Annotated in this window: 15 protein-coding genes; 9 read left to right on the forward strand and 6 right to left on the reverse strand. The window is 67.6% G+C overall.

Annotation, left to right across the window (positions count from 1 at the left end):
* Positions 1 to 63: 63 nt before the first annotated feature.
* The 3 genes from AB8P05_RS03585 to AB8P05_RS03595 all read right to left on the reverse strand — a co-directional run bounded on the left by AB8P05_RS03585 (position 64) and on the right by AB8P05_RS03595 (position 3,876).
* Positions 64 to 1,041, reverse strand: coding sequence for an alpha-E domain-containing protein (locus tag AB8P05_RS03585; RefSeq protein WP_455171930.1), 978 nt, complete (start codon positions 1,039 to 1,041; stop codon positions 64 to 66).
* Entirely contained in the window at positions 1,038 to 2,420 is a 1,383-nt protein-coding gene (locus AB8P05_RS03590; RefSeq protein WP_472759307.1) for a circularly permuted type 2 ATP-grasp protein, read from the reverse strand. Before AB8P05_RS03590 ends, AB8P05_RS03585 begins: the two co-directional genes overlap by 4 nt.
* Before the next feature lie 256 nt (positions 2,421 to 2,676).
* Positions 2,677 to 3,876, reverse strand: a complete 1,200-nt coding sequence (locus tag AB8P05_RS03595; protein WP_472758835.1) for a flagellar motor protein MotB — start codon at positions 3,874 to 3,876, stop codon at positions 2,677 to 2,679.
* Between the two features lie 303 nt (positions 3,877 to 4,179).
* Between AB8P05_RS03595 and AB8P05_RS03600 the strand changes: the two genes are divergently transcribed.
* Positions 4,180 to 4,671: a flavin reductase family protein gene (locus AB8P05_RS03600; protein WP_472758836.1), complete on the forward strand. Its 492-nt coding sequence runs from the start codon at positions 4,180 to 4,182 to the stop codon at positions 4,669 to 4,671.
* Between the two features lie 9 nt (positions 4,672 to 4,680).
* Here the strand turns inward: AB8P05_RS03600 and AB8P05_RS03605 are convergent, their stop codons facing one another.
* Genes AB8P05_RS03605 through AB8P05_RS03615 form a run of 3 tightly spaced genes read right to left on the reverse strand, consistent with a single transcriptional unit; the run spans position 4,681 to position 6,008 of the window.
* On the reverse strand, positions 4,681 to 4,965 hold the full coding sequence (locus tag AB8P05_RS03605; protein WP_455171933.1) for a DUF1488 family protein: 285 nt from the start codon (positions 4,963 to 4,965) through the stop codon (positions 4,681 to 4,683).
* A 21-nt stretch (positions 4,966 to 4,986) separates the two neighbouring features.
* Positions 4,987 to 5,655 carry a DUF6134 family protein gene (locus AB8P05_RS03610; protein WP_472758837.1) on the reverse strand — a complete coding sequence of 223 codons (669 nt, stop codon included), beginning with the start codon at positions 5,653 to 5,655 and terminating at the stop codon, positions 4,987 to 4,989.
* Between the two features lie 50 nt (positions 5,656 to 5,705).
* Positions 5,706 to 6,008: an SCP2 sterol-binding domain-containing protein gene (locus AB8P05_RS03615; RefSeq protein ID WP_014247907.1), complete on the reverse strand. Its 303-nt coding sequence runs from the start codon at positions 6,006 to 6,008 to the stop codon at positions 5,706 to 5,708.
* A gap of 173 nt (positions 6,009 to 6,181) precedes the next feature.
* Here AB8P05_RS03615 and AB8P05_RS03620 point away from each other — a divergent pair, with 173 nt between their 5' ends.
* The 8 genes from AB8P05_RS03620 to AB8P05_RS03655 all read left to right on the forward strand — a co-directional run bounded on the left by AB8P05_RS03620 (position 6,182) and on the right by AB8P05_RS03655 (position 14,069).
* Positions 6,182 to 7,939 carry a long-chain-fatty-acid--CoA ligase gene (locus AB8P05_RS03620; RefSeq protein ID WP_472758838.1) on the forward strand — a complete coding sequence of 586 codons (1,758 nt, stop codon included), beginning with the start codon at positions 6,182 to 6,184 and terminating at the stop codon, positions 7,937 to 7,939.
* Positions 7,940 to 8,053: 114 nt separating this feature from the next.
* Positions 8,054 to 8,446, forward strand: coding sequence for a MerR family transcriptional regulator (locus AB8P05_RS03625; protein ID WP_111066436.1), 393 nt, complete (start codon positions 8,054 to 8,056; stop codon positions 8,444 to 8,446).
* A gap of 115 nt (positions 8,447 to 8,561) precedes the next feature.
* On the forward strand, positions 8,562 to 9,092 hold the full coding sequence (locus tag AB8P05_RS03630) for a thioesterase family protein (RefSeq protein ID WP_472758839.1): 531 nt from the start codon (positions 8,562 to 8,564) through the stop codon (positions 9,090 to 9,092).
* A 40-nt stretch (positions 9,093 to 9,132) separates the two neighbouring features.
* Positions 9,133 to 9,882, forward strand: coding sequence for an electron transfer flavoprotein subunit beta/FixA family protein (locus tag AB8P05_RS03635; RefSeq protein WP_472758840.1), 750 nt, complete (start codon positions 9,133 to 9,135; stop codon positions 9,880 to 9,882).
* Positions 9,883 to 10,048: 166 nt separating this feature from the next.
* A complete protein-coding gene (locus tag AB8P05_RS03640) occupies positions 10,049 to 10,975 on the forward strand; it encodes an electron transfer flavoprotein subunit alpha/FixB family protein (protein WP_472758841.1) in 927 nt (308 codons plus the stop codon).
* A gap of 110 nt (positions 10,976 to 11,085) precedes the next feature.
* Positions 11,086 to 11,835, forward strand: a complete 750-nt coding sequence (locus AB8P05_RS03645; protein WP_472758842.1) for a VOC family protein — start codon at positions 11,086 to 11,088, stop codon at positions 11,833 to 11,835.
* On the forward strand, positions 11,832 to 11,972 hold the full coding sequence (locus AB8P05_RS03650) for a hypothetical protein (RefSeq protein ID WP_472758843.1): 141 nt from the start codon (positions 11,832 to 11,834) through the stop codon (positions 11,970 to 11,972). Before AB8P05_RS03645 ends, AB8P05_RS03650 begins: the two co-directional genes overlap by 4 nt.
* A gap of 225 nt (positions 11,973 to 12,197) precedes the next feature.
* Entirely contained in the window at positions 12,198 to 14,069 is a 1,872-nt protein-coding gene (locus AB8P05_RS03655; RefSeq protein WP_472758844.1) for a PAS domain-containing sensor histidine kinase, read from the forward strand.
* The last annotated feature ends 8 nt before the right edge of the window (positions 14,070 to 14,077 follow it).

Below are 14,077 nucleotides of genomic sequence, written 5' to 3' on the forward strand. Positions count from 1 at the left end.
CGACCACCACGACAGTGAGGAGGAGACGGAGGAGCGTCGCCGCCCCTCCGCCGGACCCGCAGCTTACTGCGACTGGCTCTGAACCGCCAGAGGCGGCTGGACGCCGAAGAAGGCCTGGGCGATCTCGGTGGTGATGCCGCTCAATTGCAGCTGGATCCAGTCGAGATACTCGTGCAGGCCGTCGCGCAGCACCGCGTCGATCGGCCGGGACAGCAGGGCGGCCAGCAGCTCGTCCACCCGCTCCATCGCCGCAGACCCACCGCGCAGGTCATAGCGCGAGCGCATCCGCGTCAGAACCCCGTCGATCTGCCGCACGCACATCACCACCGACCGCGGGAACCCCTCGTTGAACAGCATGAAGCCGGCAACGGTGGTCGGCGACATGCCGCGTGGATAGACGCGGCGGAAGGCGTGGTAGCCGGCGGTGCAGCGCAGGACCGTCGTCCACTGGCTGACGTCCAGCGTGGACCCGACCTCAACCGGCGACGGCAGCAGCGTGTGGTACTTGATGTCGAGCAGGCGCGTGGTCTGGTCCGCCCGCTCGATATACTTGCCCATCTGGTAGAAGTACCAGCCCTGGTCCCGGTAGAAGGTGCCTTCGGTGATGCCGGTGTGGGTCTGGCATTCCTCCTTGATCCAGGTGCAGACCTTGGACAGGTTCTGCGTCGCCACGTCCTTGACCGACATCTCCAGCAGCTTGTTGTGGAACACGTTGATCTGCGTCCACATCTCCGTCGAGATCCAGGGGCGCAGCGTCCGCGCGTTCTCCCGCGCCATCCGCAGCATCGACAGCAGCGAATTCTGGTTCTGCGCGTCGAACATGTAATAGTGGATCACCGCTTCCGCCGTCGGGCGGTCGTGGCGGCTGAAGAAGTCCTTCTCGTCGGCGTTCAGCTGGACGATGGAGAACCAATTGGTGGCCCCGCGGGTGTCGCGCGCGAAGGTTTCGTGCACGTCCAGGATGCGGGCCAGATTCTCTGCCCGCTCCATGTAGCGGGCCATCCAGAAAATGCACTCGGCGTAACGGGACAGCAGGTTCATGCCGCACCACCTTCCAGAACCCAGGTGTCCTTGGAGCCGCCGCCCTGGGACGAGTTGACGATCAGCGTGCCCTTCTTCAGCGCCACGCGCGACAGGCCGCCGGGCAGGACCCAGGTGCTCTTGCCGGTGATGGCGAAGGGGCGCAGATCGACGTGGCGGGGCTCGATGGCGTCGTCGCAGACGGTCGGGCAGACCGACAGGTCGACGACCGGCTGGCTGATGTAGTTGGACGGATCGGCGAGCAGCTTGGCCCGGCAATCCTCCAGTTCCGCCTTGCTGGCGCGCGGGCCGATGGTGATGCCGTAGCCGCCGGCCTCGCCCACCGGCTTCACCACCAGATCGGCCAGATTGTCCAGCGTGTATTGCAGGGCGTCCGGCTCGCGGCAGATGCGGGTGTCGACGTTGGGGATGATCGGGTCCTGGTCCAGATAGTATTTGATCATCCGCGGGACGTAGCAGTAGACCGCCTTGTCGTCGGCGACACCGGTACCGATGGCGTTGGCCAGCGCGACATTGCCCTTGCGGTAGGCCTCCAGGATGCCGGGCACGCCCAGCAGGCTGTCGGGGTTGAAGGCCTTGGGGTCGAGGAAGGCGTCGTCCAGGCGGCGGTAGATGGAATGGACCGGGGCCAGACCGTTGGTCGTCTTCATGAAGACGCGGTCGTTGTCCACCACCAGATCGCGCCCCTCCACCAGCGGCACGCCCATCTCGCGCGCCAGGAAGATGTGCTCGAAGTAAGCGGAGTTGTAGGTGCCCGGCGACAGCAGAACCACCTGCGGGTCGTCGACCGGCGCGATCTCCACCATCGCGTCCAGCAGCTTGTGGCCGTAATTGTCCACGGGGCGGATGCCGATGTCCTGCATCAGGTCGGGGAAGACCCGCTGCATCATGTGGCGGTTCTCGACGACATAGGAGACGCCCGACGGCACGCGGCCGTTGTCCTCCAGCACCCGGAAGGTGCCGTGCCGGTCGCGCACCAGATCGGTGCCCATGATGTGGATGTAGGTGTTGAAGGGAACGTCCAGCCCGATCATCTGCGGGCGGAAGTTATGGTTCCCTTCCACCAGTTCCCGCGGGATCACGCCGTCCTTCAGGATCTTCTGGTCGTGATAGATGTCGTGCAGGAACAGGTTCAGCGCGGCGACCCGCTGCTTGACGCCCGCCTCCAGATGCGACCATTCCGGGGCGGAAATCACCCGCGGGATGACGTCGAACGGCAGGATGCGGTCGACGGCGTCCTTGTCGGAATAGACGATGAAGGTGATGCCGAGATTGTAAAGCTCCCGCTCCGCATCCTGCGCGCGGCGGCGCAGTTCATCGAAGTCGAGCGCGGCCAGCCTTTGACGGATCAGCGCCGTATGTTCGGCCGGCAAATCCATGGCTCCGAACAGCTCGTCGAAGTACAGGCCAGGATTGTAGGATGACAAAAGGTCGGACGGTTTGCCCTCGGGTACGCTCACAGACTCCCCGCGCTTGTATCTGACCGATCATCGCGGGCCGGGCGGCATCGCCCCGGCCATGTCGCATTGTGCAGGAAGTATGACCCATCGCTGCGCGCTTTGAACAGGGCAAACGCGTGACCCGTTGTGCGACGCAATGACAAAGCAAGAAATCGGACGCAGACGCTTTCGGAAGTTAGCGCCAAAGTACCAGAAGCGCGAAAGTGTTATCGTGCTTTGGTCGCGCTCGCGGCGGCATTGGGCGCGGCACCGCCGCCCGACCGCCCGCCGGCGGCCGGAGCCGCCTGGGTTTCGCGCAGCAGGACCATGGTGATGCGCCGGTTGCGCGGGCTGTTGGGCTGGTCGGCGACCAGCGGATCGCGGTCGGCCTTGCCGACGACGTCCTGGATCGCGTCGGGTCGATGCCGCCGGCCAGCAGGGCTCGGCGTGTGGCGTTCGCCCGCTCCGTCGACAGATCCCAGTTGTCGCGGCCGGACCCTGCCGGGAAGGGGGTGGAGTCGGTGTGGCCGCTGATCGACAGCTTGTTGGGCAGCTTCGACAGGGCCTTCGCCACCTGCTGCACCAGCTGGCGGGTCTGCGGATACATCTGGCCGGAGCCGCCCGGGAACATCGACACGCGGTCCTGGTCGACGATCTGGATGCGCAGACCTTCGGGCGTCTGGTCGATCATCAGGTTCTGGGCCAGCGGCTCCAACTCCGGCACCGACTGGATGGCCTGACGGATCTCGGTCGCGGCCTGCTGGAACTGGCGGGCCTCCTTGGCCGCGCCCTGCAGGCTCTCCATCGCCTCCTTCACCCGCTCGCCGAAGTCGGACAGCTTCTCGCCGGGCTTCTGGCCGGGGATGCCCAGCTGCCTGGCCATCTCCTCCATCCGCTTCTGGAACTCGGCGCGGGTCTCGTTCGGCTTCTGGTCGGCCACGTCGGCGTTCGCCGCAAAGCCGTTGGCGGCGGCCTCCGTTCCGGACTGGCCGGGACCGGTGCCTTGGCCGGCGCCGGCCGTGGATTCGGTCGGGTCGTCGGCGTCGTCGGTCTGCTGCGAGGAATAGCCCGGCGGTCCCGATACCGGCACGTCGGCCGACATCGGCGAACTGGGGGAGATCTGCGCGCCCGGCACCGTGATGGTCTTGCCACCCAGCATGCCGCCGGACCCCGACTGCTCACGGCTGACCGAGACGGGCGAGAAATAGTCGGCGATGCCCTTGCGCTGGTCCGAGGTGGTGACGTTCAGCAGCCACAGCAGCAGGAAGAAGGCCATCATCGCGGTCACGAAGTCGGCATAGGCAACCTTCCACGCGCCGCCATGGTGGCCGCCGTGCCCGCCCTTCTTCTTCTTGATGATGATCGGCCGCTCGTTGCCGCCGGAATTCCCGCTCATGCCCTGGCCGTGGCGAATGGTTCGCGGCCCGAAGGCCTAATTTCGCGCGCGGCCCCCAGACGGAAACCGCAATCGAAGCGGCGGCCGTCCGCCGCGGCAAAACCCTGACGGGGTTTCATTAAGATCCGTTTAACGACGTTGCCGGAGGCGCGGACGCGGCCGAGATGCGGCTTGCACGGGGTGGCGTGCTGGATTAATTCCCGGTATTTCCTACTTTGAGTGTCATCTTCGGCGGCTCCACGGCCGTCGGCAGTTGCTCTGCCCTGTCAGTCCCCTCCACTTTGGCCCGCATCACAGGACGTCATGACCACCGAACAGCCGATCGATCCGCTTGCGTTCCGTTCCGCCCTCGGCTGCTTCGCCACCGGGATCGCCGTCATCACCACCATCGCCCCCGACGGGCTGCCGCTGGGGGTCACGGTGAATTCCTTCTCGTCGGTGTCGCTCGATCCGCCGCTGGTGCAGTTCTGCCTGGGCCGGGCGGCGATGTCCTATGAGGCCTTCAACGTCGCCCAGCATTTCGCGGTCAACATTCTGGCCGCCGACCAGGAGGAGCTGTCCAACCGCTTCTCCCGCCGCGACCTGCAGGAGCGCTGGGCCGGCCTGGAGACCACCACCGGCCGCGGTGGCGTGCGCCTGCTGACCGGCTGCCTCGCGACGCTGGAATGCGACCGCGAGCATCTGCTGGACGGCGGCGACCACGTAATCGTGCTGGGCCGCGTGCGCAAGCTGACCTCGCGCGAGGACGGCGACCCGCTTCTGTATTTCCGCGGCCGCTACGCCCGTCTGGGGTGAGGAGCCCTCCTACCCGGCCGCGCGGTGAAGGTCGCGGCCGGTCAGGTGGATGTTGGCGTCGGGGTCGAGCGCGCGGGCCATGATGCGCTGTTCGGTCGCCCGTTCGAACAGGGGGCGGTTCATGCAGACCTGCTGAACCGCCTCCTCCGGCTTCGGCGTATGGCCGACGATGCCCTGCAGGGTGCGGCGGGTGACGAAGACCCGGCCCTGATATTCCCCGACCTGCACCGGAAACTCCACGGCGTCTGCCTCCTCGTTCCAGAAGGGCTCGTCGGGAAACAGGAAAATGGGCATCGGGTCCTCGGCAGGCAGGAATCACTTCAGAAGATAGGTGATATCATAGCCGCTGCGTTTGAAGCGCGTCTTCAGCAGCGTGCCGTCCGCCGCGAACCACAGGTCGCGTTCGACATCGCCCTCGATGCGGTGATGGGCGGCCTCCACCGCCTTGCCGCCGGTCTCAACCGGCTCAGCCCCGACCTTGCGCGCCGCGACCTTGTAGGGAGCGCCGTCGATGACCGACAGAAGCTGCGTGTGTTTCAGCACCTGCGGCGTCCACAGGGTCAGCGGCAGGACGCCGGCCGGCGCCTGCTGGGTCTTGCCGTCGATTGTCAGGCGATAGCCGCCGGCCTCGCGCGCCATCTCGATCTTGTGGGGCGTGCCGTCGTCGTCGGTGGTGGCGGTCATCGATTCCAGGACCCCGCCCTTCCACAGCTCCTCCCGCTTGTGGTCGTAGCGGAAGTTGATGAACAGCACCTTCACCCGCGTGGTGGCGGTGACGGTGACCTTGGTGCGGTCGCCCTGCGGTTCGATCTTCACCTGCTCGCTGCCGATGGGATCCTCGCCCATCAGGATCTGGTAGGTCAGCGTCCGTGCGGTTCCCTGGGCGGCGCCCTGCGCCGAGGCGGAACCCGGCAGGCCGGTCAGCAGCGAGGCCGCCACCAGGGCAGCGGACAGGGTGGCGCATTTGGTGCGCGTCGTCGTCATGTGCATTTCCTCCCGGTTGGATGTGGTCGGCGGCTCTTCCGGCCGCTCGCTCAGTCGTCCAGCAGCTGCGCCAGCTTCATGGCGACGCCCATCGATCCCTCGACCTTCAGCTTGCCCATGGTGAAGGCCAGCATCGGGTTCAGCTTGCCGTTGATCAGCTTTTGCAGGTTTTCGGGCGAGATGCGGATGGTGCAGTCCGCCTCGGCATCTTCGCGGCTGATGCTGATCGGGTTGGCACGGCCATCGACCCGGATCACCTCGCCCTCCTTCCCCAGCAGGAAGCGGACCGAGGCGTTGAGCGAGCGCAGATCGCCGCTGCGGCTGCGCAGTTCCTGCAGAATGTCGTCGACCATGAAAGCGTGCCCTCAGGATTGTTCGTAGGACTGGTCTTGACAGTAGGCGTGCATTACGTTTACGTCAACGTCATAACGAAAGCGTTTCAGACGCCCACCGCCCCATCGGCCGGCTGGCCCAAATGTCGGCAGACAGGTGATCCGGAACGCGCCACCGCCAAGGGGAGCGAAACATGCCCGAGCCGCTTGCGCAGAGCGCCAACCCGCCGACCGCCGCCCAAAATGACGCCGTAAACGCCGCCGCCGCCAACTCCGCCCGGCCCTGGCTGGCGCATTACCCCCAGGGGATCGCCTGGGACCAGCATTTCGCGCCGATGCCGCTGCACATGCTGTTCGAGGAGGCGGCCGGGCGCTATGCCGACCGCCCCTGCCTCGACTTCCTGGGCCGCCGCTACAGCTATGCCGAGGTGCTGGATCTGGTGAACCGTGCCGCTCGCGGCTTCCAGGACCTGGGCGTCGGTCCGGGGGTGCGGGTGGGCCTGTGCCTGCCCAACTGCCCGACCTACGTCATCTCCTATTTCGCGGTGCTGAAGGCCGGCGGGACCGTCGTCAACTACAACCCGCTCTATGTCGAGCGGGAGCTGGAACACCAGATCACCGACTCGCAGACCGAGATCATGGTGACGCTGGACCTCAAGCAGATCTATCCGCGCGTCGCCGCGATGCTGGACCGCACGCCGCTGAAGCGGATCGTCGTCTGCCGCATGCCCACCATCCTGCCGGCGGTGAAGAGCGCGCTGTTCCGCGTTCTGAAGCGCAGCGAGATCGCCGCGGTGCCGCGCGACAACCGTCACCTCGATTTCGATGGCCTGCTGGCCAATGACGGCAAGCTGCGCCCGGTGCGCATCGACGGGCTGCGCGACGTCGCCGTGCTGCAATACACCGGCGGCACCACCGGCGTGCCGAAGGGCGCGATGCTGACGCACCACAACCTGCTGTCCAATGCCCGGCAGGTGCAGGCCTGGTTCCCCAACGTGGCGCTGGGGCAGGAGCGCATGCTGGCGGTGCTGCCCTTCTTCCATGTCTTCGCCATGACCGTGGTGCTGAACATGGGGCTGGCCTGCGGGGCCGAACTGATCATGCTGCCGCGCTTCGAGACGGAGCAGGTGCTGAAGACCATCGCCAAGCGCAAGCCGACCCTCGTTCCCGGCGTGCCCACCATGTACAAGGCGCTGCTGGGCCACCCGCAGGTCGGCCGCTATCCGATGACCTCGATCCGCTACTGCATTTCCGGCGGCGCGCCGCTGCCGATGGAGCTGAAGCGCCAGTTCGAGACGGCCACCGGCTGCGTCCTGATCGAGGGCTACGGCCTGTCCGAAGCGTCCCCGGTCTGCGCCGCCAACCCGCTGAACGGCGTCAACAAGGAGGGCTCGATCGGCCTGCCGCTGCCCGGCATCGCCATCGAGATCCGCGACCTGGAGGACCCGACCCGCAAGCTCGGCATCGGCGAGAAGGGTCAGGTGGCGATTGCCGGCCCCAACGTCATGGCCGGCTATTGGGGCCGGGCGGAAGAGAGCGATCGCACCGTGGTCGACGGCTTCCTGCTGACCGGCGATGTCGGGACGATGGACGAGGACGGTTACGTCTTCCTGCTCGACCGGCTGAAGGACCTCATCATCTGCAGCGGCTACAACGTCTATCCGCGCATGATCGAGGAGGCGATCTACCAGCATCCCGACGTGGTCGCCGCCTGCGTCATCGGCCTGCCCGACGACTACCGCGGCCAGACGCCGAAGGCCTTCGTGCAGCTGAAGCCGGGCGCCACCCTGACCGCGGAGGCTCTGCGCGATTTCCTGCGCGACAAGATCTCCCGCATCGAGATGCCGACCGCCATCGAGTTCCGCGAGGAGCTGCCGAAAACCGCCGTCGGCAAGCTGTCGAAGAAGGAACTGATCGCCGAGGCGCAGCAGGCTCTATCGAACGGAGGATGACCCGAAGTCACCGTCCTGACCCGGACGTAAAGGGAAGCCTTATCACGCGACGGCAGCTGTGCTACCAAGCGACAGGCGCATTGTGCCGGACACGAACAAAAGGTCTTCCCAGGGATGGAACAGCTCTACACGGTCAACCAGCTTGCTGAAGAGCTGGGCATCACGCCGCGGGCTCTGCGCTTCTACGAGGTCAAGGGGTTGCTGGCGCCCAACCGTGTCGGCAACAACCGGGTATACACGAAGCGCGACCGCGCCCGGCTGAAGCTGATCCTGCGCGGCAAGCGGCTGGGCTTCTCGCTGGCGGAGATCCGCGAATATCTCGACCTCTACAACGTCAATGGCGGGGTGGAGCAGCAGAAGAACCTGTTGAAGCGCGTGCAGAAGCGGCTGAAGGACCTCGCCCAGCAGCGCGAGGACCTGGAGGCCACCGTGCAGGAACTGCACGACATCGAGGTGCAGGTCACCAACACCCTGGCGGAGCTGAAGGCCGCCGCGAAGGACAGCTGACCGGCCGGACGCCCGACGCGCTCCGGCCGGCCCTGACGAGGGATCGGAGCATGAAGGGACAGTCTCGGCCACAGGCGGCAGTCGGCCTCCTCCCGTATGGTGGGGGCGAGCGGTCATGAACCTGATCTTCCGCCTGCTGGCGGTCGCCGCCGCCGCCATCCTCGCGGCATTGCGCGGGCGCCGCGCCGGGCTGCTGGAGCCGTCGACGCTGCGCTTCCGGGTCTGGCCGACCGACCTGGACATCAACCTGCACATGACCAACGCGCGCTATTTCAGCGTGATGGACCTGGGGCGGACCGATCTGATGATCCGCGTCGGGCTGGGGCCGGCGATCCTGCGCAACCGCTGGCAGCCGGTTCTGGGCGGGGCCACCATCCGTTATCGCCGCTCCCTGCGGCCGTTCCAGCGCTTTACCCTGGTCAGCCGGGTGCTGTGCTGGGACGACAAGTACATCTTCATCGAACACCGCATGGAAACGCGGGGCGGGCTGGCGGCGCTGGCCGTCGTCCAGGGCGCCTTCGTCGGTTCCGGGAGCGTCGTCCCGCCGGCCGAGGTGCTGGCGACACTGGGCTCCACCGCCGCCTCCCCGCCGATCCCCGATGCGGTCGCCGCCTTGCGCGGACAAGGTCTGTCCGCCGCCGCCTAGAGTCCAATCAAGAACACCATCCGAGAGGAGACACGCCATCATGAAGGTGCTGGTGCCCGTGAAGCGGGTCGTCGACTACAACGTGAAGGTCCGCGTGAAGGCGGACGGCAGCGGCGTCGAGACCGCCAACGTGAAGATGAGCATGAACCCCTTCGACGAAATCGCCGTCGAGGAGGCCGTGCGCCTGAAGGAAGCCGGCAAGGCGACCGAGATCGTCGTGGTGTCCGTCGGCGTTGCCCAGGCACAGGAGACGCTGCGCACGGCGTTGGCGATGGGTGCCGACCACGCCATTCTGGTGCAGACTGATGTGACCACCGAACCGCTGGCCGTCGCCAAGGTGCTGAAGGCGCTGGTGGACAAGGAGGCGCCGGGGATGGTGATCCTCGGCAAGCAGGCGATCGACGACGACTGCAACCAGACCGGCCAGATGCTGGCCGCCCTGCTCGGCTGGGGCCAGGGCACCTTCGCCTCGAAGGTCGTCGCCGGCGACGGCTCGGTCGCGGTGACGCGCGAGATCGACGGCGGTCTGGAGACGGTGGAGCTGAAGCTGCCGGCGGTGGTGACGGCCGATTTGCGCCTGAACGAGCCGCGCTATGCTTCGCTGCCTAACATCATGAAGGCGAAGAAGAAGCCGCTGGAGACGGTCACGCCGGACGCGCTCGGCGTCGATGTCACGCCGCGGCTGAAGACGGTGAAGGTGGCCGAGCCGGCCAAGCGTCAGGCCGGCATCAAGGTGCCGGACGTCGCCACCCTGGTCGACAAGCTGAAGAACGAGGCGCGGGTGATCTGAGCGCCGGCCCCGGTGCCCCCACCCTAACCCTCCCCCGCTGGGCGGGGAGGGAACTGCCGCCGAACGCCCGCAAACATCCTGCCCCCTCCCCCGCCCAGCGGGGGAGGGTCGGGGTGGGGGCATTCGAAGCCGACACCTCGCCACCCGCCAACCAAGGACCCGCCCCATGCCCATCCTGATCCTCGCCGACCACGACAACGCCAGCCTCAAGCCCGCCACCGCCCACGCGGTCACTGCCGCCGCCAAGCTCGGCGGCGACATCCACATCCTGGTCGCCGGCCGCAACGCCGCACCGGCCGCGGATGCCGCCGCCAAGCTGGCCGGCGTCGCCAAGGTGCTGCTCGCCGACGATGCCGCCTACGAGCATGCCCTGGCCGAGCCGGTCGCAGCATTGCTGGTCTCGCTCGCCCCCGGCTACAGCCATCTCCTCGCCGCCGCCACCTCGGTGGGCAAGAACGTGCTGCCGCGCGTCGCGGCACTGCTCGACGTGGCGATGATCTCCGACATCACCGCCGTGGTCTCCGCCGACACGTTCGAGCGGCCGATCTACGCCGGCAACGCCATCGCCACCGTGCAGTCCGGCGACACGGTGAAGGTCATCACCGTCCGCACCACCGCCTTCGAGGCCGCCGCTGCCACCAACGGCGCCCCGGTGGAGAGCGTCGCCGCCGCCGTCGATCCGGGCCTGTCGGGCTTCGTCTCGGCCGAGCTGTCGAAGTCGGAGCGTCCGGAGCTGACCTCGGCCCGCATCGTCATCTCGGGCGGTCGCGGCATGCAGTCGGGCGACAACTTCCACCTGCTGGAGGCCATCGCCGACAAGCTGGGTGCCGCCGTCGGCGCCAGCCGCGCCGCCGTCGATGCCGGCTTCGTGCCCAACGACTATCAGGTCGGCCAGACCGGCAAGATCGTGGCGCCGGACCTCTATGTCGCCGTCGGCATCTCGGGCGCCATCCAGCATCTGGCCGGCATGAAGGACAGCAAGGTGATCGTCGCCATCAACAAGGACGAGGAGGCGCCGATCTTCCAGGTCGCCGACTACGGCCTCGTCGCCGACCTGTTCAAGGCGATGCCGGAATTGCAGCAGGCGCTGTGATCGCATGGCCGGGCCCTCCCACGGAGAGAGGCCCGGCCGCTTCGCCCTTGCCGCGGCGGGCCGGCTGTTCTATCGCTGGCGGCACAGCAACCCGACAGCGGCAGGACGCCATGAGCATCGACGGCATCACCGGACTGGATCATCTGGTCATCGCGACCCGCGACCTGGACGCGGCGCGCGATGCCTACAGCCGGCTCGGCTTCACGGTGACGCCGCGCGGGCACCACACGCAGCTGAAGTCCGCCAACCACACCATCCTGTTCCCGACCGGCACCTATCTGGAACTGCTGGGGATCGAGGAGCAGCGCCCCGCCAACGCCCATTACGCCGCCTTCCTGCGCCAGCGCGAGGGCATCGCCGCCATCGCGCTGAAGACGCCGGATGCCCGCGCCGCCGCCGGGCCGCTGGCCGCCGCCGGCTTCCCCGCGCCGGAGTCCGTCGATTTCGGCCGGCCGGTGGAACTGCCGGAGGGCACGCGCGACGCCAGCTTCACCATCACCCAGATCGACCCCGCCGCCACCCCGGCCGGCCGCGTCTTCCTGTGCCAGCACCACACGCCGGATCTCGTCTGGCGCCCCGACCAGCTTGAGCATGCCAACAGCGCCGTCGGACTGGAGGCCCTGGTGATCGCCGCCGACGATCCCGACGCGGTGGCCGCGACCTATGCCCTGCTGCTGGGCGGCACCGTCACCGACCGGGGTGCGGCGCGCGTGGTGGAGCCCGGCCGGTCCGGCGACGGGCAGGTTCCGGTGCTGGTCGCCACGCCGGACCGGCTGCATTGGGCCTGGACCGCCGACCCGGCCTTCGCAACCCCCTTCCCTTCTTCGCCGGCTTCGTCGTTCGCGTCACCGATCCGGTGAAAACCCAGCAGGCCCTGCAGAAGAGCAAGGTGCCGACCGTGGTCGGCAACGGCGTGATGCGGGTGAACTCGCCCGGCGCCTGCGGTGCGATGATCGCGTTCGCCCAGGAATTCGACCTCAACGGCCTGATTCCCTGATCTCCCGGAGATCGGACGCGCCGGCGGCGGCCCCATCCGGTCCATATCGATCCCGACATGGACTAGCGACAATTCGCGTCGAATTGGGCATAGGACGGGCAAAGTTGCTTGTGTAGTGTTCACCGACAGTGGCACCTGCGGACGGTGCCGGCTGTGGAGACGCATATGATGGCAGCGGGCGGAACCGAGGATTCGGCGGGGGCTCCGGGAGCGGGGATCCACCCGATGCCGGATCCGCTGTTCGACGCCCTGCCCGTTCCGGCCCTGCTGCGCGACGAGGGCGGCCGGCTGTGCGGCAACCGCAGTTTCCTTGCCCGCTACGGAAGTGCCGATTCCATGCCGGCCGACCTGGCGGAGGCGCGTCCCGGCACGGTGCGGGAGGTTTCCGCCTGTGCCGGCTCCGGCGAAGTGCTGGACCTGCTGGTCCGCGTCGGCGGCCCGCCATGGATCGCGACGGTGGAGGACGTAACGGACCAGCGTCGCACCGCCCGCAGCCTCGATCTGGCGACCGAAAAGCTGGAGGAGGCGTATCACACCGCCAAGCTCGGCTATTGGGAATACGGCATCCAGTCGGGCGAGCTGGTGCTGAACGACTCCGCGCTGGCCGTGCTGGGCCATGGCCGCGACCGCTTCGCCTCCGGATTCGACGCTCTGCTGGCCATCCTGCATCCGGACGACCGGCCGCGCTTCGGCAACATGCTGGAAAGCGTGGTCGACAACCCCAAGCGGGTCTATGTGGAATACCGCGTCCATGACGGGGACGGGCGGGTCCGCTACGTCTCCTCCTCCTGCGCGCCGCGGCTGGATGCCGACGGGCGGCTGACCCATGTCTTCGGCGTGATGATGGACAGCACCGAACGGGCCGAGGCGGCGGCACAGCTGGAAGCCGCCAAGCAACGGCTGGAGGAGGCCTACCGCACCGGCCATCTCGGTTACTGGGAATACGGCATCCACAGCGGCACGCTGGTCTGGAACCGCGAGGCCTTCGACATCTACGGCCAGGATCCGGAGCGGTTCGCGCCGACCTTCGACGGCCTGCTGGACATCCTCCACCCCGAAGACCGCCTGTCCTTCGGCAACATGCTGGAAAGCGTGATCGGCAATTCCAGGCGCGTCTATGTCGAATACCGGGTGATCGATGCTGGCGGCGAGGTCCGCTACGTCTCCTCCTCCTGCGCGCCGCGTTTCGACCTGGACGGGCGACTGACCCACCTGTTCGGGGTGATGCTCGACACCACGGAGCGGGCACGCGCCGCGGAGGCGCTGCGCGCCGCCAAGGACCGGGTGGAGCAGGCCTACCGCGAGTTGCAGGACGCGCAGGACAGCCTGGTCCAGACCGAGAAGATGGCCTCGCTCGGCCAGCTGGTCGCCGGGGTGGCGCATGAGGTGAACGGCCCGGTCGGCGTGGCGCTGACCACCGCCTCGCACCTGCTGAGCAGGGCGGAGGACGTGAAGCGCCAGTTCGCCGCCAACGCCCTGACCCGCTCCGCCCTTGCCGGGTTCCTGGAGGTGGCACAGGAGGCGGGGCAGCTTCTGGTCGGCAACACCGAACGGATCGCGTCGCTGGTCCATATGTTCAAGCAGGTGGCCGCCGACCAGACCGGCGACGAGCGCCGCACCTTCTACCTGCGCGAATACACGGAGGATGTGCTGCTGAGCCTGCACACGCAGATCGGATCGTCCGGCCACCGGGTGGAGCTGATCTGTCCGGAGGCGCTGCAGTTGGAGAGTTTCCCCGGCGCCTTCGCCCGCGTGCTGACCCATCTGGTGCGCAACGCGCTGATGCATGCCTTCCGTCCGGAACAGAGCGGGCGGATCGTCATCGACATCCATGCCGACGGCGACGACTGGATCGAGGTGGTGCATAGCGACGACGGCCAGGGCATCCTGGAGACCGATCTGCCGCGGATCTTCGACCCCTTCTTCACGACCGCGCGCCATGCCGGCTGCGTCGGGCTGGGGCTGCACATCGCCTACAATCTGGCGACGCAGACGCTGGGCGGTCAGCTGAGCGCCGGCAATGCCGCGGATGGGGGTGCCGGCAGGGGAGCCGTCTTCACCCTGCGGGTGCCGCGGCGGGCGCCGGACCTCGACTGAAAGGCCGG

It is taken from the genome of Azospirillum sp. VT-I1 (assembly GCF_055698305.1).